This window comes from Azotosporobacter soli, from assembly GCF_030542965.1.
GTDB lineage: Bacteria > Bacillota > Negativicutes > SG130 > SG130 > Azotosporobacter > Azotosporobacter soli.
The window spans coordinates 1-20,241 of the sequence record NZ_JAUAOA010000001.1 but is presented as its reverse complement, the minus strand read 5'-3'; the positions used below and the strand labels follow the sequence as shown (position 1 = coordinate 20,241).

The 20,241-nt window shown below is 51.8% G+C and carries 18 protein-coding genes, 2 tRNA genes, 1 rRNA gene and 1 other RNA gene; 19 read left to right on the top strand and 3 right to left on the bottom strand.

Features of this window, described 5'->3' with window-relative positions:
* The first annotated feature begins 65 nt into the window (after positions 1 to 65).
* The 3 genes from QTL79_RS00110 to QTL79_RS00100 all read left to right on the top strand — a co-directional run bounded on the left by QTL79_RS00110 (position 66) and on the right by QTL79_RS00100 (position 2,919).
* Positions 66 to 890: an alpha/beta hydrolase family protein gene (locus QTL79_RS00110; RefSeq protein ID WP_346352890.1), complete on the top strand. Its 825-nt coding sequence runs from the start codon at positions 66 to 68 to the stop codon at positions 888 to 890.
* Between the two features lie 92 nt (positions 891 to 982).
* Positions 983 to 2,392 (top strand): aspartate aminotransferase family protein, encoded by a 1,410-nt coding sequence (locus QTL79_RS00105; RefSeq protein ID WP_346352889.1) that lies wholly within the window; start codon positions 983 to 985, stop codon positions 2,390 to 2,392.
* 149 nt (positions 2,393 to 2,541) lie between these two features.
* Complete coding sequence (locus QTL79_RS00100; RefSeq protein ID WP_346352888.1) at positions 2,542 to 2,919, top strand: hypothetical protein; 378 nt, start codon at positions 2,542 to 2,544, stop codon at positions 2,917 to 2,919.
* Positions 2,920 to 2,981: 62 nt separating this feature from the next.
* On the opposite strand, the gene QTL79_RS00095 is transcribed toward QTL79_RS00100, so the two are convergent.
* The 3 genes from QTL79_RS00095 to QTL79_RS00085 form a co-directional block, all read right to left on the bottom strand.
* The gene (locus tag QTL79_RS00095; protein ID WP_346352887.1) at positions 2,982 to 3,647 is read right to left on the bottom strand and encodes a response regulator transcription factor; all 666 of its coding nucleotides are present in this window, start codon (positions 3,645 to 3,647) and stop codon (positions 2,982 to 2,984) included.
* Between the two features lie 171 nt (positions 3,648 to 3,818).
* Positions 3,819 to 5,297: a sensor histidine kinase gene (locus QTL79_RS00090; RefSeq protein ID WP_346352886.1), complete on the bottom strand. Its 1,479-nt coding sequence runs from the start codon at positions 5,295 to 5,297 to the stop codon at positions 3,819 to 3,821.
* Positions 5,294 to 5,959 (bottom strand): response regulator transcription factor, encoded by a 666-nt coding sequence (locus tag QTL79_RS00085; protein ID WP_346352885.1) that lies wholly within the window; start codon positions 5,957 to 5,959, stop codon positions 5,294 to 5,296. Before QTL79_RS00085 ends, QTL79_RS00090 begins: the two co-directional genes overlap by 4 nt.
* Before the next feature lie 167 nt (positions 5,960 to 6,126).
* On the opposite strand from QTL79_RS00085, the gene QTL79_RS00080 reads away from it, so the two are divergent.
* The 16 genes from QTL79_RS00080 to QTL79_RS00005 all read left to right on the top strand — a co-directional run.
* Positions 6,127 to 7,188: an efflux RND transporter periplasmic adaptor subunit gene (locus QTL79_RS00080; protein ID WP_346352884.1), complete on the top strand. Its 1,062-nt coding sequence runs from the start codon at positions 6,127 to 6,129 to the stop codon at positions 7,186 to 7,188.
* An 18-nt stretch (positions 7,189 to 7,206) separates the two neighbouring features.
* A complete protein-coding gene (locus QTL79_RS00075; RefSeq protein ID WP_346352883.1) occupies positions 7,207 to 7,914 on the top strand; it encodes an ABC transporter ATP-binding protein in 708 nt (235 codons plus the stop codon).
* A complete protein-coding gene (locus QTL79_RS00070; protein WP_346352882.1) occupies positions 7,893 to 9,110 on the top strand; it encodes an ABC transporter permease in 1,218 nt (405 codons plus the stop codon). The genes QTL79_RS00075 and QTL79_RS00070 overlap by 22 nt, the downstream gene beginning before the upstream one ends.
* A gap of 120 nt (positions 9,111 to 9,230) precedes the next feature.
* Positions 9,231 to 10,949 carry a methyl-accepting chemotaxis protein gene (locus tag QTL79_RS00065; protein ID WP_346352881.1) on the top strand — a complete coding sequence of 573 codons (1,719 nt, stop codon included), beginning with the start codon at positions 9,231 to 9,233 and terminating at the stop codon, positions 10,947 to 10,949.
* A 438-nt stretch (positions 10,950 to 11,387) separates the two neighbouring features.
* Positions 11,388 to 12,293: a hypothetical protein gene (locus QTL79_RS00060; protein ID WP_346352880.1), complete on the top strand. Its 906-nt coding sequence runs from the start codon at positions 11,388 to 11,390 to the stop codon at positions 12,291 to 12,293.
* Between the two features lie 221 nt (positions 12,294 to 12,514).
* Positions 12,515 to 12,976, top strand: coding sequence for a tRNA adenosine(34) deaminase TadA (tadA, locus tag QTL79_RS00055; RefSeq protein ID WP_346352879.1), 462 nt, complete (start codon positions 12,515 to 12,517; stop codon positions 12,974 to 12,976).
* Positions 12,977 to 12,979: 3 nt separating this feature from the next.
* A tRNA-Ser gene (locus QTL79_RS00050) sits at positions 12,980 to 13,067 on the top strand.
* A gap of 502 nt (positions 13,068 to 13,569) precedes the next feature.
* A complete protein-coding gene (locus tag QTL79_RS00045; protein ID WP_346352878.1) occupies positions 13,570 to 15,141 on the top strand; it encodes a Spo0B domain-containing protein in 1,572 nt (523 codons plus the stop codon).
* Positions 15,107 to 15,820 carry a response regulator gene (locus tag QTL79_RS00040; protein WP_346352877.1) on the top strand — a complete coding sequence of 238 codons (714 nt, stop codon included), beginning with the start codon at positions 15,107 to 15,109 and terminating at the stop codon, positions 15,818 to 15,820. Before QTL79_RS00045 ends, QTL79_RS00040 begins: the two co-directional genes overlap by 35 nt.
* Positions 15,821 to 15,930: 110 nt before the next feature.
* Positions 15,931 to 16,020: transfer RNA gene (locus QTL79_RS00035), tRNA-Ser, on the top strand.
* Positions 16,021 to 16,122: 102 nt separating this feature from the next.
* An RNA gene (ffs, locus tag QTL79_RS00030) (signal recognition particle sRNA small type) lies at positions 16,123 to 16,222 on the top strand.
* A 138-nt stretch (positions 16,223 to 16,360) separates the two neighbouring features.
* A complete protein-coding gene (gene dnaX / locus QTL79_RS00025; protein ID WP_346352876.1) occupies positions 16,361 to 18,058 on the top strand; it encodes a DNA polymerase III subunit gamma/tau in 1,698 nt (565 codons plus the stop codon).
* 12 nt (positions 18,059 to 18,070) lie between these two features.
* The gene (locus QTL79_RS00020) at positions 18,071 to 18,397 is read left to right on the top strand and encodes a YbaB/EbfC family nucleoid-associated protein (protein ID WP_346352875.1); all 327 of its coding nucleotides are present in this window, start codon (positions 18,071 to 18,073) and stop codon (positions 18,395 to 18,397) included.
* A gap of 6 nt (positions 18,398 to 18,403) precedes the next feature.
* A complete protein-coding gene (gene recR / locus QTL79_RS00015) occupies positions 18,404 to 19,000 on the top strand; it encodes a recombination mediator RecR (RefSeq protein ID WP_346352874.1) in 597 nt (198 codons plus the stop codon).
* A gap of 287 nt (positions 19,001 to 19,287) precedes the next feature.
* Entirely contained in the window at positions 19,288 to 19,554 is a 267-nt protein-coding gene (locus tag QTL79_RS00010) for a pro-sigmaK processing inhibitor BofA family protein (RefSeq protein WP_346352873.1), read from the top strand.
* Between the two features lie 271 nt (positions 19,555 to 19,825).
* Positions 19,826 to 20,241 (top strand): 16S ribosomal RNA (locus QTL79_RS00005); the annotation flags it as partial.

The following is a 20,241-nucleotide window of genomic DNA, read 5'->3' as shown; positions in this document are numbered from 1 at the left end:
AGCCTAATGCGATAAAATGGTATTTAAGTTGCTAAAGGGTTCTTGGCAGAAGGAGGTTGTAAAGGATGGGAAATTGCTTTCGGATGCTGGCGCTGTTGTTGCTGGCGGTTGGTTTTCAGATGCCGCTGGCTGCGGAAGCGGCGGTCGGCATCGGTACGGAGAAGGTGATCGTCGGCAGCGAAGCGATCGACGTGATGGTCTATAAGAAGTGGAGCGAGAAGCCTCAGCCAATGATTGTGATCAATCACGGCGGCAGCACGGAATCGGAACTGCAGATGGGCTTTCGCGCGTTTAACTTTGATGCACAAGCCACATTTTTGGCTGAGCAGGGCTATGTCGTCGTGATGCCGACGCGGCGCGGTTACGGGCGCTCACTCAGCAAGTACCAGGAGTGGGATTTCAAGCGTTACAATCCGCGTCAAGCGGTCGAGAACGGTGCGCAGGACGTATTGGCGACGATTGCGCATATGAAGCAGAAGGAATATGTCGATAAAAATAAGATTGTCGTGGCGGGCTACTCGTTCGGCGGTTTCATTTCCGTTTGCATCGGTGCGAAGCAACTGGACGGCGTAGTCGGGGTGATCAGCTTTGCCGGCGGCGCGCGCAGTTCGAGCGGCGGCGTGTTTGACGCGAGCAATGCCGGACCGTTGTTCGCCTGCTACAAGGAATTCGGCAAGACGACGAAAGTGCCGGAACTTTGGATTTATACCAAGGGCGACGATTGGTATCCGGGTGATTTTGTCCAAGGGATGCAGAAGGGATTCAGCAGCGCGGGCGGCAAAGTCAATGTCGTGACGTTTGACGGACCGCATGATTTTTTTCTCAGACCGGCGACGATTGGCATCTGGTGGAAACAAGTCGGTCCCTATCTGAAAAGCATCGGCTTATAAGCGGACGGCTCTTGCGCAGGTAAGGGAAAAGTATATAATGGATGTGGCGCTATAAATGATTAACTGGTCTGTAACGGGGGAGGGTATTGAATATGGAAAAGAAAATTAAAACGGCCATGCCGGATTTTATCAGCATAGAGGAAGCAGTCGCCTTGTCGCGCGAGCAAAACCGCGATAACCACCGGCGTTTTATCAACCCGGAAATCGTGAATCTGATGGGCATTTTGAATTTCGACAAGTGTTTTGTTCGTGCCAAGGGAACGAGCGTCTGGGATGCGGACGGCAACGAATACCTTGATTTTCTCGGCGGCTATGGTGCCTTGAATTTAGGACACAATCATCCGGCGCTCGACGTGGCGCTGGCTTCGGTACAGGAACTGCCGAATTTGCTCCAGGCATCGCTCAATCCGTTGGCGGGAGCGCTCGCCAGCAATCTGGCTCTCGTCACGCCGGGCGAGTTGAAGTACAGTTTCTTCGGCAACAGCGGCGCCGAGGCGGTCGAAGGGGCGCTGAAACTGGCGCGGGCCGCAACGGGACGGAAAAAGATCGTTTCCTGCGAAGGCTCGTTCCACGGCAAATCGCTCGGGGCGCTGTCGGTGACCGGACGGGCGAAATACCGCACGCCGTTTGCACCGCTCGTGCCGGAGGTCGAGTTCATCGCGTTCGCCGATGCGGCGGCGCTCGAGCAGGCACTCGCTAAGGACGATGTCGCGGCCTTTATCATGGAACCGGTGCAGGGAGAGGGCGGCATCATCGTCGCGCCGGACGAATATTTGCAAAAGGTGCGCGCCGTTTGCAGCGCACACGGCACGATGTTTATCGCCGATGAAATTCAGACCGGCTTTGGCCGTACCGGAAAGTGGTTCGCCTGCGAGCATGCAGAAGTTACGCCGGACATCCTGTGCATTTCGAAATCGTTCGGCGGCGGCGTGATGCCGCTGGCAGCCTATATGACGACAGAGAAGATCTGGAAGCAGGCTTACGGCAGCGTGGAGAAAGCGATGCTGCACACCTCGACTTTCGGCGGCAATACGCGCGCGGTCGCGGCCGGAATCGCGGTGCTGGAGACGATGTACGAAGAGGATCTGCCGCGGCAGGCGGCCGAAAAGGGCGAGTATCTGCTGGGTAAACTGCAGCAGCTGCAAGAAAAATATCCGTTCATTAAAGAAGTGCGCGGGCGCGGCCTGTTGATCGGGCTCGAATTTACGCCGCCGAAAAAAGGATTGATGAATCTTTTGACCGGCGGCGCGCTCGAGAAGATGGCCAATGAATATGTGGGCGCGATGGTCGCGGGCGAACTGCTGAACAAGCATCGCATCATCACCGCGTACACGCTGAATAATCCGAATGTCATCCGTCTGGAACCGCCGCTGACGGTTTCATATGAACAGATCGACCGCTTGCTGGCGGCGCTGGAAGAAGTGTTTGCGAAGAACAAAGGCTTTGGCGACATGGTTTTTGCCAGCGGCAAAACGATCTTAGGCTCGCTGCTGAAAAAATAAAAAAAGAAAAACGACTGAGAGCGCTAAAAAAGTTCTCAGTCGTTTTTCTTTTTGTGCAGTAGGAATAATTTTTGAAAAGAAGGCGGATTCCAACTGAATTCCAAGATTGGATGCAGACAATATAAGTAGAAACGAAAGGAGAGGTGAAAATGAACATTACGGCAACGAGCAGTACGACGACCAGCAGCAGCGCGTCGCAAAGCAGCAGTACCAGCGAAGCTACACTGGAAAAGAAAAAACAGGAACTGGAAGCGCAAGTGAAAGAGCTGCAGTCGCAGGCATCTGAAGGGAACGCGGACAAGATCAAACAATTGCAACTGCAAATCCAACAGATCGATACGCAAATCCTGCAGCAAAAAAACGCAACTTCCAGCAGCAGCCAGGGCAGCGCCCAAGGCGGCGGACAACCTCCGCAAGGCGGCCAAGCGCCGCAAGCCGGTCCTGCCTATAAGGTGGAGTTAAGCGGCCAGGCAACCGGATCAGCGGGCGGAACTGCAGTGGAACAGAATACGACCAGCAAGAAATAGTAAAAAAGCGCTGCATGCGGCAGCGCTTTTTGCTTTCTAAGGCTGGGACGATCTTTACCTTCTCAGGAAGACGGAATTTCCAGCGAATAGCCGATGCCGCGAATCGTCTTGATCAAATCCGGCGGCAGCTTGCGGCGCAGGTAGTGAACATAAAGATCGACGTTGGCGAAGTCGGAATTGGAATTGCCCCAGATCTTGAAGAAAATCTGATTTTTCGTCAAGACCTGTTTATGATTGCGCATTAATAGCTCTAAGAGTTGCATTTCTTTGGCGCTCAAGTGCACCGGTCTATCGGCGACATAGACGAGCGAGCGCAGCGGATCGAGGCGTAACGAACCAAGCGCGATAACGTCATCGACAAAATCCTTGTCCAATCGTCGACCGAGCGCGCGGATGCGGGCCAACAGTTCTTCGGTGGAAAAAGGCTTGACCATATAATCGTCGGCACCGGCGTCAAGGCCTGCGACGCGGTCCTGATACGTATCTTTGGCGGTGAGAAATAGAACCGGCGTCTTGTGGCCTTGCGCGCGAAATTCTTTGAGCAGCGTCAGGCCGTCGAGTTTCGGCAGCATCCGATCAAGGATTAATAGGTCATAAATGCCGCTGAGCGCCGATTCTAACCCGGCTTCGCCATTGTGGCGGCAGTCGACGAGATAGCTGTGATGGCGCAGCTGATAGCTGAGCGCTTCTGCCAGTTTTGCTTCATCTTCCACTAATAATAAACGCATCGCGACTCCTTTCCATAAGCAAGATGCCAAACAATCCTCCTGGACGGTTTCGTTCAGGAGGATTGCATTTGGCATTGGATAAGTGTGGGACGAATGGTGTGATGGTGGCATCTTCCAATAACAAGTATAGTCGATGATTGTCACAGTCTTGTTACAATCAGGCAAAAAATGTTATAGCGCAGCGGCGGTGCGAAAATCGACCCAGAAGAGTACGCCGTCGGTTTGATTGGCGACGCCGTAGGCGTTGCCGTGCAGCTCCTGAATGGCGCGGACGATCGAAAGACCGAGTCCGTAACCTCCGAGGTGCCGGGTGCGGGCGGGATCGGCTTTGTAAAAACTTTGCCAGAGGTGGTCGATTGCGTCGGATGGAATTTGGCTGCCCGAATTATATACGCTCACCCGGCAATGCTCGCCTGCGATCTGGCAGCGGATCGCCAGCTCGCCGCCGATATCGACATGGTCAAGAGCATTGGTCAATAAATTGAGCAGAACTTGCTCGGTGCGCAGGATATCGCCGTGAACCGGTTGGACAGAGGGCTTTTCCAAGCAAAGGCGAATCTTCTTTTCCAGCAGCAGAGACTGGTAAGGCTGCAAAACGGCATCGATCAGCGAGGAAAGGTCAAAATCCGTTTTCTCCAAATGAAAATAGCCGCCTTCGAGCTGCGAAAGATTAAGCAGATCCTTGACTAGGCGATCCATTTTTTCCGCTTCATCGACGATGACCGAAGCGTAATAGTCTTTGCTGGCGGCATCGTCGGCAATATCTTCTTTCAGTCCTTCGGCATAGCCGAGAATCAAAGCGATCGGAGTTTTTAACTCGTGCGAGACGCTGGAGACGAAGGTCTTACGCAAACTGTCGAGCTGTTTTTCTTTGGCGATCTCTACGGTCAGTTGCTCGTTTTTTTCATTCAGCTCATAAATTGTCTGGCTTAGTTGACCGGACAAATGGTTGATGCTCTGGCCGAGATTGCCGAGTTCATCCTGCGTGCTGATTGAGCAGGTACGGGAAAAATCGAGGCGGGACATGTTTTGCGCGATGCCGTCAAGTTCAAGCAAGGGCGCGGTGAAGTCGCGCGCGAAACGGTAGGCCCAAAGACTGCCGGCCAAGAGAAAAAAGAAGGCGGTCAGGCTGAGGAAACGATTGGCGTAAGCGGCGCTTTCCTTGATGCTTGGGAGCGGAAGTTTGAGCAGGAGAAGATCGCCGTTTGGCAGTTTATGCTCCAAGGCCATGAAATCGATGCGCAGCATTTGATCGTGTTCCAGCGCAATGGTCGTATCCGCATCAATTGTCTCCTGGCTTTTTGTCAAAAATGAGGGGCGGGGACCGCGCGGCGGAGGCGGAGAATCCGGCCCTTCCGGGTGAGTGTCGTGGAAAAAACTAAAGGTGTTTTGCTTGATGTGTCCTTCGGCATCGAGGATGACGACATGAGTGCCGAGATGGTTGGCAATGCGGTTCATCTCTAAGGAAAAAGAGGGATCGTTTTGTGCATAAAGAGCGGCGATGCGACGGCTGTTTTCAATCAGGCTGCTTTTTTTTTGCCAGAGATAAAAATCTTCCATAAAAAGAGCGCCCAAGGCCCAAACAGCAAGGACGAAACAAAGGATCAGACAGGTGATGTTGCGGAAAAGGCGGGTGCGGATCGATCTCATTTGCTCACCTCAAAACGGTAGCCGAAGCCACGAATCGTCTGGATCAGTGTGCTGTGCGCGCCCAGTTTGGTGCGCAAGCGGTTGATGTGCGTGTCCACAGTGCGCAGGTCGCCAAAATAGTCATAGCTCCAAACCTGATTCAGGATCTGTTCGCGGCTCAAAGCGCGACCGCTGTTGGCGGCGAGAAAGGAAAGAAGGTCATATTCCTTTGGACTGAGATCCAGTAGGGCGCCGTCACTGGAAACGGTGTGCGCAGACTGATCGATGACCAGTCCGTCGTAGGCGGTGGCTGCTTCGCTTTCCAGACGGCGAAAGAGCGCGTTGACGCGGGCGCATAATACGCGAGGGCTAAAAGGCTTGGTGATATATTCGTCGGCGCCGAGTTCAAAACCGAGCAACTGATCGCTTTCCTCGCCTTTGGCGGTCAAGAGGATAATCGGTAGGGTCGATTTTTTGCGCAGCTCACGGCAGACTGTCCAGCCGTCGTGAACCGGCATCATCACGTCGAGGATCACGAGATCGATGCCTCCAGCAGCGGCGATTTCCAATGCGGACTGTCCGTTGTCGGCTTCAACAATTGCATAGCTTTCGCGGCTGAGAAAATCGGAGAGCAGTTTGCGCATGCGTGGTTCATCATCAACCAGCAAGATCGTTTTTTTCATGCTAAGACGCTCCTTATAGGTATGTCATCTATTAGGATACGGTTTGCGGACGGCAACGTCAATGCACAGGAAAGAAAGTTGCTGGTTTTTAGACGGAGCTGTAACAAAACTGTGACATAAGCTGTCTATGCTGAAAGAAATAGAAAGAATGGAAAAGGAGTGCGCTGATGAAGCGGGAAAAAATTTGGCGATGGGCTGCTGCGCTGCTCTGCGTCGGTGCGCTGACGGCAGGCGGTTTTTTTTATTACCAAAGCAAAAATAATGCTGCCTCTGTAGAAACGAAAACAACGGCGGTGAGTCGTGCGGACATTCAAGCGACGGTTGCTGCGACAGGAACGATTGCGGCGCTCAACTCGGTGGAAATTTCTTCGCGCGTGACTGGTCTGATTCGCGAATTGAAGGTGCAGGAAAACGAAAGAGTTAAAGCCGGGCAAGTCGTCGTCGTCTTGGACGATTCGACGCTGCGCGCGCAAATTGCGCAGTATCAGGCGCAGCTCGATAATTATGCGGCTATTTACGAACGCAGCAAAAAGTTGAGCGCAGCCGGCGCGCAAGCGGCGCAACAACTGGAAACCGACAGAACCAATTACTTAGTGGCAAAAGCGAACTATGACAATTTTGCGTTGCAGCTTGACTATTACATCATTACCTCGCCGCTCGACGGCGTCGTGGTTGGCAAACCGACTCCGGCAGGGCAGACGGTGGCACAGGGGATTTCGACGCCGCAGGTCATCATGACAATCGCCGACATGTCGAAAATGCAGATCAAGGTTTCCGTCGATGAAACCGATATCGGCAAGGTGAAAGTAGGGCAAAGCGTTTCGTTTACGGTCGATTCTTACAGCGATAGAACCTTTCAGGGCCGCGTGAGCAGCATCTCGAAAGAAGCGACCACAACGTCGAATGTCGTCTATTACAAAGTGTATGTCGATGTTGATGCGGCGGATGATTTGCTTTACCCCGGCATGACGGCCAGAGCGACGATACAGATCAATGAAAGAAAGGCGGTATTGACGGTGCCGCTGACGGCCATTAAGGACGTCAAAGGAAAACGTTGCGTGCAGGTCATGCAGGACGGAAAAATAGAGACAGTTGAAATCAAAACGGGCCTGAGCGACGATGAAAAAACAGAAGTGATCAGCGGTTTGCAGGAAGGAGATCAAATTGTGTTGCCGACGTCAAAGACTAAAACAAGCAACAATCAAATGCAGGGGCCGCCGCCGATGTAGGCGTCAGGAGGGTAGATCATGATTGAGCTGAAAAAGCTGCAAAAGTCATACCATATGGGCAGTGAGATGCTGTTGGTGCTAAGCGGCATTGATCTTGAAATAAGTGCAGGTGAGTTTGTCGCGATCACCGGCCCGTCCGGCTCCGGCAAATCGACGCTGATGAATATTCTGGGCTGTCTGGATCGGCCGAGCGAAGGCTCGTATCTCTTAAACGGGAGCGAGACGGCGAAACTGACAATGGATCAATTGGCCGCGATTCGTAATCGAACCATCGGTTTTGTCTTTCAAAATTTTAATTTGCTGCCGCGCATTTCGGCTTTGTATAACGTCGCCTTGCCGGGCTTGTATGCCGGACTCGGGAAAAAGGAGCGTCTTGCGCGGGCGGAAGAAATGCTCGATGCCGTTGGACTGGCAGAGCGGATGCATCATCGCCCGAACGAATTGTCCGGCGGTCAGCGGCAGCGGGTTGCGATTGCCAGAGCGCTCTTTAACAATCCGCCCCTCGTCATTGCCGATGAGCCGACCGGTAATCTGGACAGTCGTTCCAGTGAAGAGATCATGAAAATTTTCAGCCGTCTGCACAAGGCTGGTCGAACGTTGATTTTGGTCACGCATGAACCGGAGATCGCCGCATATGCCGAGCGGGTCATTCAGGTGCGTGACGGAAAAATCGTCAATGACGAACGGCGCAAGGAGGAAGAGCATTGTTCCGAGAGAGTATCCTGATTGCCTGGGAAGGCTTAAAAAGCAACAAACTGCGTTCGCTATTGACGATGCTCGGCATTATCGTCGGCGTCGCGGCCGTTGTCGCGATGGTCTCGATCGGACTCGGCGTGCAGAAAAAAGTGCAAAGCTCGATTGCCAGCTTAGGCAGCAATTTATTGATCGTGATGCCGGGCGCGAATTCACCGTCAGGCGGCGTTCGTTTGGCGGCCGGGTCAAACATTACATTAACGAACCAGGATGCAAAAGCGATTACGCGCGAAATAAGCGGCGTAGAAGCGGTTGCGCCGACCGTCAGCCAACAGTGCAGACTTGTCTACGGCAACCAGAACTGGAAGACGTCGGTGCAGGGGGCGACGCCGGAGTTTTTTGCTCTACGCAATTACTCTTTGGCAGTTGGTGCGAGCTTTAGCAGCAGCGATGAAACGATGCGCAACCGCGTTGCCGTGATCGGACAAACGGTAGCAGAAAACCTGTTTGGCAATGCATCGCCAGTCGGACAAATGATTCGTGTCGATAACGCCCCGTTTCGCGTGATTGGCGTTTTGGCGGCGAAGGGACAGTCTTCCATGGGGCAGGATCAGGACGATCTTGTCGTGATTCCGTTGACGACAGGACAGGAACGTTTGATGGGGATAAATTATGTGCATTCCATCAGTATCCAAGTGACGGAAAGCGGTGAAATCGAGCGTGTGCAGGAAGAGATAGCGCAGCTCATAAGAACGCGCCATCACATCGCCGCCAATGCGGAAAATGATTTTACAGTACGAAATATGACGGCGCTAATGGCGACGATGCAGGAAAACACGGCGACCATCACGCTTTTTCTTGCGGCGGTGGCCGCGATCGCACTGCTAGTCGGCGGCATCGGCGTGATGAATATCATGTTGGTTTCGGTGACGGAGCGGACAAGGGAGATTGGCATCCGCAAAGCGCTTGGCGCCAGTTACGGCAACATCTTGCTGCAATTTCTGGCGGAAGCGATCGTCATCAGCGTCAGCGGCGGAATCATCGGCATCCTCTGCGGCAGTGCGGCATCGTATATCGTTTCCGCAGTGGCAGGCTGGACGACGGTTCTTTCCTATCATGCGATCATCAGCGCGTTCAGTCTGACGATTGGCATCGGTTTGTTTTTTGGTATTTATCCCGCGCGCAAAGCGGCGCTGCTTGATCCGATTGATGCATTACGCTATGAATAAAAAACATTCCATCTGTTTTGGGGAAAGTAGATGGAATGTTTTTATTTATATGGAAGGAAGTGGGATAAAAAAAGCGAATGCTATTATAAAACGTCATTATTTTGAAATGGGGGCGGTACTGTGAAATGGCTGAACAATATGCATTTAGCCAGCAAAATCGTATTGGTCGTCCTGATCCTCAGTGCGTCGTTTGGCGCTTTGGTTGCTTTTTATATTTTGCCGACGCTAAGCAATGCACTGGAACGCGATGCGGAAACAAAGATTAAAAATCTGACGGAAACCGCCTATCACATCATGGAGTTTTACAATGATGAAGTCAAAGCGGGACGAATGCAGGAAGGGGCGGCAAAAGAACGGGCCAAACAGGAAATTAAAAAGTTGCGTTATGCCGAGGATGAATACTTTTGGATTAATGATTATACTCCGGTGATGATTGCGCATCCGATGAAGCCGGAACTGGATGGACAAAACGTCAGCGAACTGAAAGATCCGAATGGCTTGCGTATTTTTAGCGAGTTTGCGGAAACGGTCAAGAAAAATGGCGAGGGGCTTGTACGCTATCAATGGCCTAAACCGGGTAAAGATGCGCCGCAGCCGAAATTTTCCTACGTAAAAGGCTTTGAACCATGGAAATGGATTGTCGGTACCGGCATCTATGTCGATGACCTGACGGAAATTAAAAATACGTTCATGTACCGAATTATCATTGCTGTTGTAAGCGTTATTTGCCTTGTGTTGGCTTTTGTCTATCTTTTGATTATTGCGCCGATCAAAAATGCAGTCGAAAAAATCATCGCATTGTTGAATCATCTGGAAGCGTATGATTTTTCAAAATCCATCGATTTGAAACAAAAAGATGAACTCGGTTTGATCGCGCAGACTTTTAATCTGGTTATCGGCAATATCAAAACGTTAATTACCGATACCCGCGGACTTAGCGGCACCGTGGTCAAAGATGCGCAACAGATGAGCGTTTCGATTGATGAAATCAGCAAAGGTTCGGAGCGCATTGCAATCACAATCACTGAACTGGCCAAAGGAGCCGTTGCGCAAGCCATGTCGGCGGAAAGCAGCAGCGACAAACTGCGCGAAATCGTTAGTGGACTGGAACATATCAGCTCGGACATGACGAATTCCGCCGCGTTGACTAAGCAGGCTGGACTGGCTGTTTCCACCGGCGCGGGGCTGGTTGGCGAGCAGGAAGAAAAAATGGCGGAAAACAAAGCGGTCTGCCAAAAGGTAGGCAGTGCGGTCGCCGGACTGGCGGAAAAATCGCGCGAAATCGGTGAAATCGTCCAGGTCATTCAGGGCATTGCCAGTCAGACCAACTTGCTCGCGCTGAATGCGGCGATTGAAGCGGCACGCGCCGGCGAACACGGCAGAGGGTTTGCCGTCGTGGCCGATGAAGTCCGCAAGTTAGCCGAACAGGTCAGTCACTCGGGAACAAGGATCATCGATATCGTCAAAGAAGTGCAGATCGGCGTCGATCATGCATCGAGCGAGATGGACACGGTTACCGAAGTCGTCGAAAATCAGGAAAAAGGCTTGCAGCAGATGGTTGGTGCATTCCGACAGATTGCCGATGCGGTGAGCAGCGTGCAGGAGAATGTGCGCTCGGTCAGTGAAGCGACGCAGTCGCTCAGTAAAGAAGCGCAATTGGCGGGGCATGCACTGAGCGATGTTGCCAGCATCTCGGAAGAAACCGCAGCCGGAACCGAAGACGTGGCGGCTCTGACCGAAGAAGCCAGCGCCACGATTCAGGAAATTGCGCAACGGGTCAAACGGCTGGCGGATTTGGCCAGCCAACTGCAAGAGTCGATACAAAAATTTACGGTATAAAGTGGGACACTAAAGGGCCGATGCAGCGGATTGCTGATCGGCCCTTTAGTGATTGTAAAGAGCAAGCGTTGGCTGTGAAGATTCTCTGTTGGCGAAGGATGTCCATGATTGTTTTGCAGAGAGAATTTCTTTTTTTGTGCGTTATGGGTGCAAAACGAGGCGGGGCATCAGCCTGTAAGAGAAAGGTATATTAAACCAGCAAAAATGATGAAGGCAACAATATTTTTCCAGTCTTTCATTAATCGTGTACTCCTTCTGGTGAAAAGTATAGCCTTATGTTATATGGCGTCGGAAAAATAATCAAGATGCTTTGTAGATGTTGTAAGAAAAACACTTACACAAAAATCGGAAAATTTCCGCATTTCGCAAGAGTTAAATCCGTGAAATAATAGATGAGAATCCAGCTTGAAAGAATAGAAGAATATGGAGGACGCAAACATGTTAAAAAAATGCACGCTTATCCTAATGCTGCTCTGTCTGGCGACCGGCAGCGGCAGCGCGGCGGCGAAAATTACGCCGGCGGATCAGGAAAAACTGGCAAACTATGACTATACGCTGGTTGGCTCGTTCGAAGTAAAGGGACGTCAAGGCGTCACGACGGACGGAGATTTCTATTATGTCAGCGGCAGTAAGGCGTTGTACAAATATGACAAGGCGGGAAAATTGCTGCTGGCCAATGAGAATCCGTTTGAAGGTTATCCTATTTTTGCTAATCATATTGGCGGCATTGACGTCTTTAATGGCGAAGTGTTTGTCAGCGCGGAAAATTTCATGGATGGCGTGGGCAAGGACATTCAGATTGCTGTTCATGATGCTGCAACATTGAAATTCAAGCGCGCTTTTGCCTTCGAACCGTCCAGTGGCCAGGAAGAAGTGTCGGCGATCTGCGTGGATCGCGACAAGCGGACCGTTTGGATGAGCTCCTGGGTCGGCGAGGAAAGCGGCCGTTATATTTACGAATACAGCCTCGACAGTGGAGCGTATCTGCGCAAAGTTCATTTGCAGGCCGTGCCGCAATGGCAGCAGGGCATTTATTATTGGAAAGGTTCGCTGTACCTGACGGCCGATGATGGTACAGCTGATCTGGATGAACCGGATCATCTCTACCGCGTCAATGTTACGGACAAGTCATATGCCAGCGTAGTAATGGAAAAAGCATTTACCGAAGTGAAGAAGCAAGGCGAGATCGAAGGCTTTGCGGTGGATCCGAAGACTGATGAACTGGTAGTGCTTTACAATCGCGGCTCCCGTATTGTATTGGGGATGGTCAAAGGGTTTTACCCAGGTTATGAAAAGGAAATTTGCGAAGTCTATCGTTTCAAGATGACGCCGCATCAGAAGTAATTGAAAAGATTGCACAGCTAGTATGATTTAGAGACTTTTCACTTGGCGGTCTTGTGAGGCGTGCAATTCAGACAGGAGAAGAAAGTGGTCAGCATCCGTAAGAAAGTGAAAAGTCGATGTTGACATAGAAAATAAGGGATTGCATGGCGACAGTTTATAAGCTATAATATCAGAGTGGTCGTCACAAACAAGACAGAACGATAATGCGTGGTGAACTGAACATGGATGATAGAGACTATATGGCGTTAGCCCTGGAAGAAGCGCGTAAGGCCTTCGAGCTCGGCGAAGTTCCTATCGGAGCCGTATTGGTCAGTGAAGGTCAGATCATCTCTAAGGGACATAACCTGAGAGAAATCGGACACGATGCTACCGCACATGCGGAGATGATCGTCATCCAGGATGCCTGCCGCAAATTGGAACGCTGGCGTTTATCGGGAACGACCTTGTATGTGACAATCGAACCTTGTCCGATGTGCGCAGGAGCGCTGGTCAACAGCCGGGTAGACCGGTTGGTGTACGGCAGCCCTGACAGCAAAGCGGGCGCGGTGGAATCGCTGTTCAATGTCGTACAGCACGAAAAGCTCAACCATCGCTTGGCCGTCACGGCTGGCGTGATGGAAGAGGAGTGTTCCGGAATTATGAAAGAATTCTTTCGTGAACGGCGGCGGCAGAAAAAAGCATAGTTTGGAGAGGTGTCCGAGTGGTCGAAGGTGCTTGACTCGAAATCAAGTGTCCCGCAAGGGACCGTGGGTTCGAATCCCACCCTCTCCGCCATTGAAAGTACGGCTCTGTAGTTTAAAAACTACAGAGCTTTTTTTGCGGGAAAAACGTTGAGTGCGCAATGCTGGAGGGCGAGTCTGAAAAACTGCGGATGACTTTTAAGGAAAGAAGCGGCCCGTGTTTGTGAGGGAAAATACGACAGTAAGATTGACAGGAAAAAAATGGTGTGTTATCATAAGGAATCGTAAAGTTGATCGGCTTACCATGACTGTGAGGCTGAATGGAGTGGAAATATATTATTTCTGCTGTTTCAAAGCCTTTTCTTTTTGTTTAAAAACGATTTAACCAAGATAGGTGGAAAGTGTAGCTGACGACAATTTAAAAGGAGGAGAGGAATATGCAACAGAATCAGATAGGACTATTGTCGGCTGCCTTACTAGTAATGGTCATAATGGCCGTGACGGGAAAATGAGACTGAGGACAAAGATGCACAGCACTTGTAGTGAATAAATACCTAAGGTATAATGAAACCGAAGTTAGAAAAGGGGTATTTTTCATGAAACTTTGGAAGCGGCTCAGCCTCCAGGGTCGCATCCTGGTTTTGGCGATAACGGTTGTCTTGGTTGTGTTGGCCGTATTGACGCCGGTGTTGTTTAAAGTACTTGGCGAGGGAGCTCGTAGCCATGCGGAATATCAGGCGGTGACGCTGGCCCGCATACTTGCCAAGGAAGAAGTCGTAAGGGATGCTTTGCTGGGAGTACGTCCGTCAGCAGTGCTGGAAGAACATATCGAGTCCATGAAAGACACGGCGAAGGTCAAAATCGTAAATGTGTTTGACATGGAAGGAAAGCGCCTTTATCGTCCGGAAGATGCCCCTGTGGGGAAACGGGCGATCGACAGCGAAGAAAAAAAGAAAGCCTGGCGGGGCGAGATGCATGTCGCTACCTTTGAAGGGAGCGGCGGACGTACTTTGCGCGCCTATGTGCCGGTTTATGACGGAGAACGTCAGATTGGCGTGGCTTTGGTGGGGATTTTGCGCGAAGATCTGACCGAGTCGCTGGCGGCTACCTACCGGGCTTTGTGCTGGGCTTTGCTGGCGGGACTGTCGTTTGGCGTATTGGCCGCATGGGGGATGGCCCGCCATGTGAAAAAAATCATGTGGGGGATGGAACCGGAAACGATTGCGCGCCAACTGGCACAGCGCAATGCGATCCTCGCTTCCGTCCGCGCGGGCGTGATGTCCGTTGACGAACAGGGGAAAATCACGCTGGTTAACGATGAGGCGATGCGCATCTTATCGCTTTCAGGCGATGCACAGGAATGGTACGGCAAACGGATCGAAGCTTCCTTGCCGGGGGCGGGCTTGCTTGAAGTGATGGAACTTGGGCAAAGTATGGCCGATACGCAAATGCAGTTGGGCGGAAAAAACGTACTGGCCAGTCGGACGCCGTTGTTATTGGAAGGTCGTTTGATCGGTGCGCTGCTGACCTTTTATGATAAGGGGGAAGTAGAGCGTCTGGCGGAAGAATTGACGGGCGTGCATTCTTATATAGAAGCGTTAAGGGCGCGAGCGCATGAGTTCATGAACCGGCTTCATGTCATTTGGGGCATGGTCCAATTGCAGCGTTATGATGCACTGGAGGAATATGTCCGTTTTGTGGTTGAAAGCAATCAACGCGAACTGGAGGATGTCGGGGTCAAGATCATGGATCCGCTGGTATCGGGCTTTTTGCTGGGCAAGATGAGTCAGGCGCGCGAGCGCAAGGTGTCGTTCTTCCTGCACCCGGACAGTGAGCTGCGCGTCCTGACGGAAGTGATGGCTCGCCAATGGATCGCTTTGCTGGATGCCTTGTTGATGGAAGTGTTTGCGTTGCCGGAACGCGAAGCGATGGGGGACGTCGTACTTGCGTTGTGGGCGGATGAAGGATATGTAGCGGCAGAACTTGATTTTTCGGCACGAAACGTCGAGCGTTCGGATGGCCTTTTGCGGCTGACAGTGTTGGCGGAAACGCGGGGGGCGACTCTACAGAGGCGTCGTCCGAGCGAGGGCCGGGAACGAATTACGATTACGATGCCGTTACAGGAGTGGAGGGATGAAAATGATTCGTGTGATGATTGTGGAAGATGATCCTATGGTGGCGGATCTGAATCGACGTTATTTGGAGCAGATGAGTGGATTCGTTTTGCTTGGCTCATGCCGCAGCGGCGAAGAAGCGCTGGAAGCCTTGCAAGAAACAGAAGTCGACCTCTTGCTGGTCGATGTCTATATGCCGGGAATGAGCGGTTTGGATCTGATTAATCATATTCGCAAAGAACAGTATAGCGTCGATGTGATCCTGGTTACGGCCGCGAAGGATCAAAAGAGTATTTTGGAAGCATTGCGTCAGGGGGCGGTCGATTATTTAGTGAAACCATTCCAATTTGACCGTTTTCAAGGCGCGCTGCAGCGTTATCGTCAACGCTGCGAATGGATGAATGATCTGAAGCAGGTCAGTCAGGAGGATTTGGATCGCAAGGTTTTCTCTCGTGCACAGCCGGAAGAACGGTCGGCGCTGATTCTTCCCAAAGGGGTCGAGCGCAATACGCTGCGCCGCGTATGGGAAAGCGTCAGCAGTGTGGAACAGGAATTTACCGCGGAAGAGATGGCTGTAGTCGTTGGAATTTCGCAAGTCTCAATTCGAAAGTATCTCAAATTCCTGCAGGAGTTAGGTCTCTTGATTATGGAAGCGCAATACGGCGCTGTCGGACGGCCGGTGAATCAATACCGTTATAACCAAGGCGCCTCCTTGCCGAAAAATTGGTTGTAGAATAAAGTGCGAAATATATATTTACATAAAATGAATGCAAACGTAAAAAAGTTACTGGTTAGGCTTGCTTTTTAGATGCCCATGCTTTATAATACATAAAGTGTGGATCCGGAGAGATGTCCGAGCGGTTGAAGGAGCACGCCTGGAAAGCGTGTGTACGGGAAACTGTACCGAGGGTTCGAATCCCTCTCTCTCCGCCATTTATATGCTGGATGGCAGAAAATCATATAGTACGTTCGTTATATTTGGCTTTACACTTCGGGTTGGGCCATTTATTCATTTTAGGGTGGGATCACGGCAAAAGCCGGGTCTTGCGCAATGGGAACTCATGAACCCCGCCAGGTCCGGAAGGAAGCAACGGTAAGTGATTATTCTCATGTGCCGCGAGGGCGCCTGGTTTTTGTCGTGAACCGGCTCTAAAAACGGACGGAAAAGAAGCAATCAGCCATGCTGGTTGCTTCTTTTTCATAGGGGTACAGGAAACGAAACGCTAATGTGGAATTAAGGTAATGCAGAATGTAAAAAGGAGGTGCAGCGGCTATGGCGTATGTTGCGCTTTATCGACAATGGCGGCCTCAAGACTTTGACAACCTGGTCGGACAGGATCATATCGGCGTGACGCTGAGAAATGCGATTGGCTCGGGCAGAATTGCCCATGCCTATTTGTTTTCCGGCCCGCGCGGGACGGGAAAAACCAGTACTGCCAAGATTGTGGCCAAAGCCCTCAATTGCGAAAAGGGGCCGACGCCGGAGCCTTGCAACCAGTGCGATGCCTGCCTGAAGATCAACAACGGCTCGTCGATGGATGTCTTTGAGATCGATGCTGCCTCCAACCGCGGTATCGATGAGATCCGGGATTTACGCGAGACGGTCAAGTTTGCGCCGGTCGATGGCCGGTATAAAGTCTATATCATCGATGAAGTACATATGCTGACGACGGAAGCGTTCAATGCACTCTTAAAGACGTTAGAGGAACCGCCGCCCCATGTTGTCTTCATCCTGGCGACGACCGAATCGCATAAGATTCCGGCGACCATTCATTCGCGCTGTCAGCGTTATGACTTCCGGCGTATCGGTTTGCCGGAGATGGTAGCGCGGCTGCGTGAAGTGGCGGACGGCAGTGGAATCGAAGCGGAAGCGGCGGCGCTTGAACTGATTGCGGCGCACGCGGATGGCGGAATGCGTGATGCGCTGAGTATTTTAGACCAGTGCGCGGTCATGGATGATCAGATCGTAACGGCTGTAAAAGTGAGGAATATGCTAGGCCTGGTCGGGCATGAATGGTTATGCCGCTTTACCGATGCGCTGGCAAAACGTGAGCCGAAAGACCTGCTTTTTACGCTAGAGGAGCTGTTGGCGCTCGGCAAAGATCCGCGCCAAGTGATCAGTGAATTATCGCAGTACATGAGGACGATCATGTTGTTTCAGGCGGCCCCTGAGATCAGCGTGCCGGAAGGACAGCGGGAAAAATTGGCGGAGCAGGCGAAGGCATTGCCAGCGGCTGACGTCATGAATATATTGAATATTCTCCACCAGGGCGGAACGGAGGCGCGCTATGCTGCAGAGCCACGTTTTGCGGTCGAGATGGCGCTATTGTCGGCCTGCCGGCGCAACAGCGGCGGAGCCGAGGAAGGGCAATTGGTTGCCCGGATCGAGGCGCTTGAAGCAAAGTTGGCTAAGCTTTTGCAAGGCGGAGCCGTAAGCGTGTCGTCTTCGCCCCCTGTATTTGAGGCGTCGCCGCAAAATGCGCGGGTGGCTCGTCCTGCAGTGAAAGTGGAACAAGCGGCGCCGGACAACAGTGCGGCCGTTGCGGCAGCGACGGCAAAACCGTTGCCTGACGATCTGACTGCCGTGTGGGGGCAGTTGCTGCAGGGATTGGTCCAAGGCGGTAAACGCTCTGTACACGCTTGCGTGGCGCAGGGGCAGTTGGTCGGGCTTACGGAGAAACAGGCCACCGTGCAATTTGCGGCGGCGTTTCCGAAAGAACGGACGGAAAAACCGGATTACAAGGAATTGATTGAACAATCTTTGGCACAAATTACTGGCCGAAGGGTGAATCTCTATTGTATACTGGGAGCGGGAACTCCTAGCGTCGCAGTGCCGAAAAAGAGCGCTGCGTCGCAGGGGAAATCGCCTGCTGCAGCGAAACAAAGTGTGCCGGACGCTGAAAAAATGCATCCGGCAGTGGAAAAAGCCATTGAAATGTTTGGCGGCAATGTAACGGTAAAAGAAAATTAAGGGGGAATCATAATGTTTGGGAACATGGGAAATATGGGCGGTATGATGAAGAAAATGCAGAAACTGCAGACCGATATGGCGAAACTGCAGGAAGAACTGAAACTGCGTACGGTTGAAGTATCGGCCGGCGGCGGGGCGGTAAAAATCGTCATGAACGGCGAGAAGCAAGTGCAGTCGCTGTCGATTTCTCCGGCGGCCGTAGACCCGGAAGACGTAGAAATGCTCGAAGACCTGATGGCGGCGGCTTTCAATGAAGCAACGCAGAAAGTCGACGACATGATGGCGCAGGAAATGGGCAAACTGACTGGCGGCATGAATTTACCTAAAGGATTGTTCTAAGCGTTTATGAAACACATTGGGCCGTTGGCCAAATTGATCGAGCAATTCAGAGGACTGCCGGGAATCGGCGCCAAGACGGCGGTGCGATTATCGTATCATATCTTGGAAATGGATAAGGGGAAAGCGAAAGGACTCGCGCAAGCGATTCTCGAAGCCAAAGAAAAAATCGGCTATTGCCAGACCTGTTTTGATCTGACCGATGCAGATCCATGCCGCATTTGCCGTTCCGCGGAGCGTGACGTCAAACAAATCTGCGTGGTGGAAGAACCGCGGGATGTGGCTGCGATGGAACGAACGCGCGAATTTAAAGGCCGCTATCATGTTTTGCATGGACACCTTTCGCCGCTCGAAGGAATCGGGCCGGATAATTTGAAGATTAGAGAACTCTTGGAACGCATCCATCGCGATCAGGTGACGGAAGTCATTATGGCCAGCAATCCGGATGTCGAAGGGGAAGCGACCGCGATGTATGTCGCAAAGCTCCTGAAACCGCTCGGCGTGATGGTTACGCGCATTGCACACGGCTTGCCGGTGGGCGGGGATTTGGAGTATGCGGACGAGGTGACGCTCTCCAAGGCTCTCGAAAACCGTCGCGAAATGTAGGCGGCGACTGCCGATACGCTTCGCCGGTCGTTGTTGGCAGGAGTTCGCCAGTCCTCAACGTACCTTTCGGTACGCCTGTGGGCGGCTCGCCCCTGCCGCCTAGGCCGGTCTGCGTCTCGACAGCCGCCTTGCTTTTGCAAAGTGAGGGGCGAACTTCGTCGGCGGTGCCGACTGGTTCGTTCGTGGGGACGACGGGGTTTGCGAGACGACATAGACCGCTGCCGTTTGCAATGGCGGCGGTTTTCTATTACTATAATGAAATAAGAATGCGATGAAGGTGGTTTTGGATGATGAGCATGACGGTACTATTAGCTTTTGTCGGTGCGTTGATCGCATTGTATGTGATTTGCAAATTGTTCACGTTGCCGATCCGATTGTTTTTCAAATTAGTATATAACGGAATCATCGGCGGCATCTTGTTGTGGGTCGTCAATTTTGTCGGCGCATACATACATTTTTCGGTACCGCTTAACCCGTTGACGGCTGTAATTGCTGGCTTTTTTGGCTTGCCTGGCGTAGCGGCGATTATTTTATATCAACTTTTTGGCAAATAGGCTGTACAGAGAAAACGGATTATGGTATACTAGGCAAGTCGCCAAACGGCGGCAGCAACTGAAAAAGAAAAACGGAAACAAGTAGTTGACATGGTTCGAGTGACTGTGCTAAACTAATGTTCCGGCCGCGAAAGCGGTGGTGCTCCTTGAAAACTGAACAATGTGGAAAAGAATGAAAAGCCAGATGTGCGGAGACGTCATCGCTTCGGTGATGATGGCTCAACAAACAATATGTTTTTGTTATAAAGAGCTGATGAAGCTTCTTCATAATTTTATGGAGAGTTTGATCCTGGCTCAGGACGAACGCTGGCGGCGTGCCTAACACATGCAAGTCGAACGGTTTGTTGTTTAACACCGAATCTTTGCGGAGGCGTTACCGATGAGCGAAAGCGAAGAGGGAACGCGTTATCAAAGAGGATAACACTTCAGTTGAAGGTTGGGTGTTGAACAACAAATAGTGGCGAACGGGTGAGTAACGCGTAGATAACCTGCCTCTAAGATGGGGACAACAACTCGAAAGGGTTGCTAATACCGAATGTGAACAGTGCCTCGCATGGGATGCTGTTTGAAGGTGGCCTCTGAATATGCTACCGCTTAGAGATGGGTCTGCGTCTGATTAGCTAGTTGGAGGGGTAATGGCCCACCAAGGCGACGATCAGTAGCCGGTCTGAGAGGATGAACGGCCAC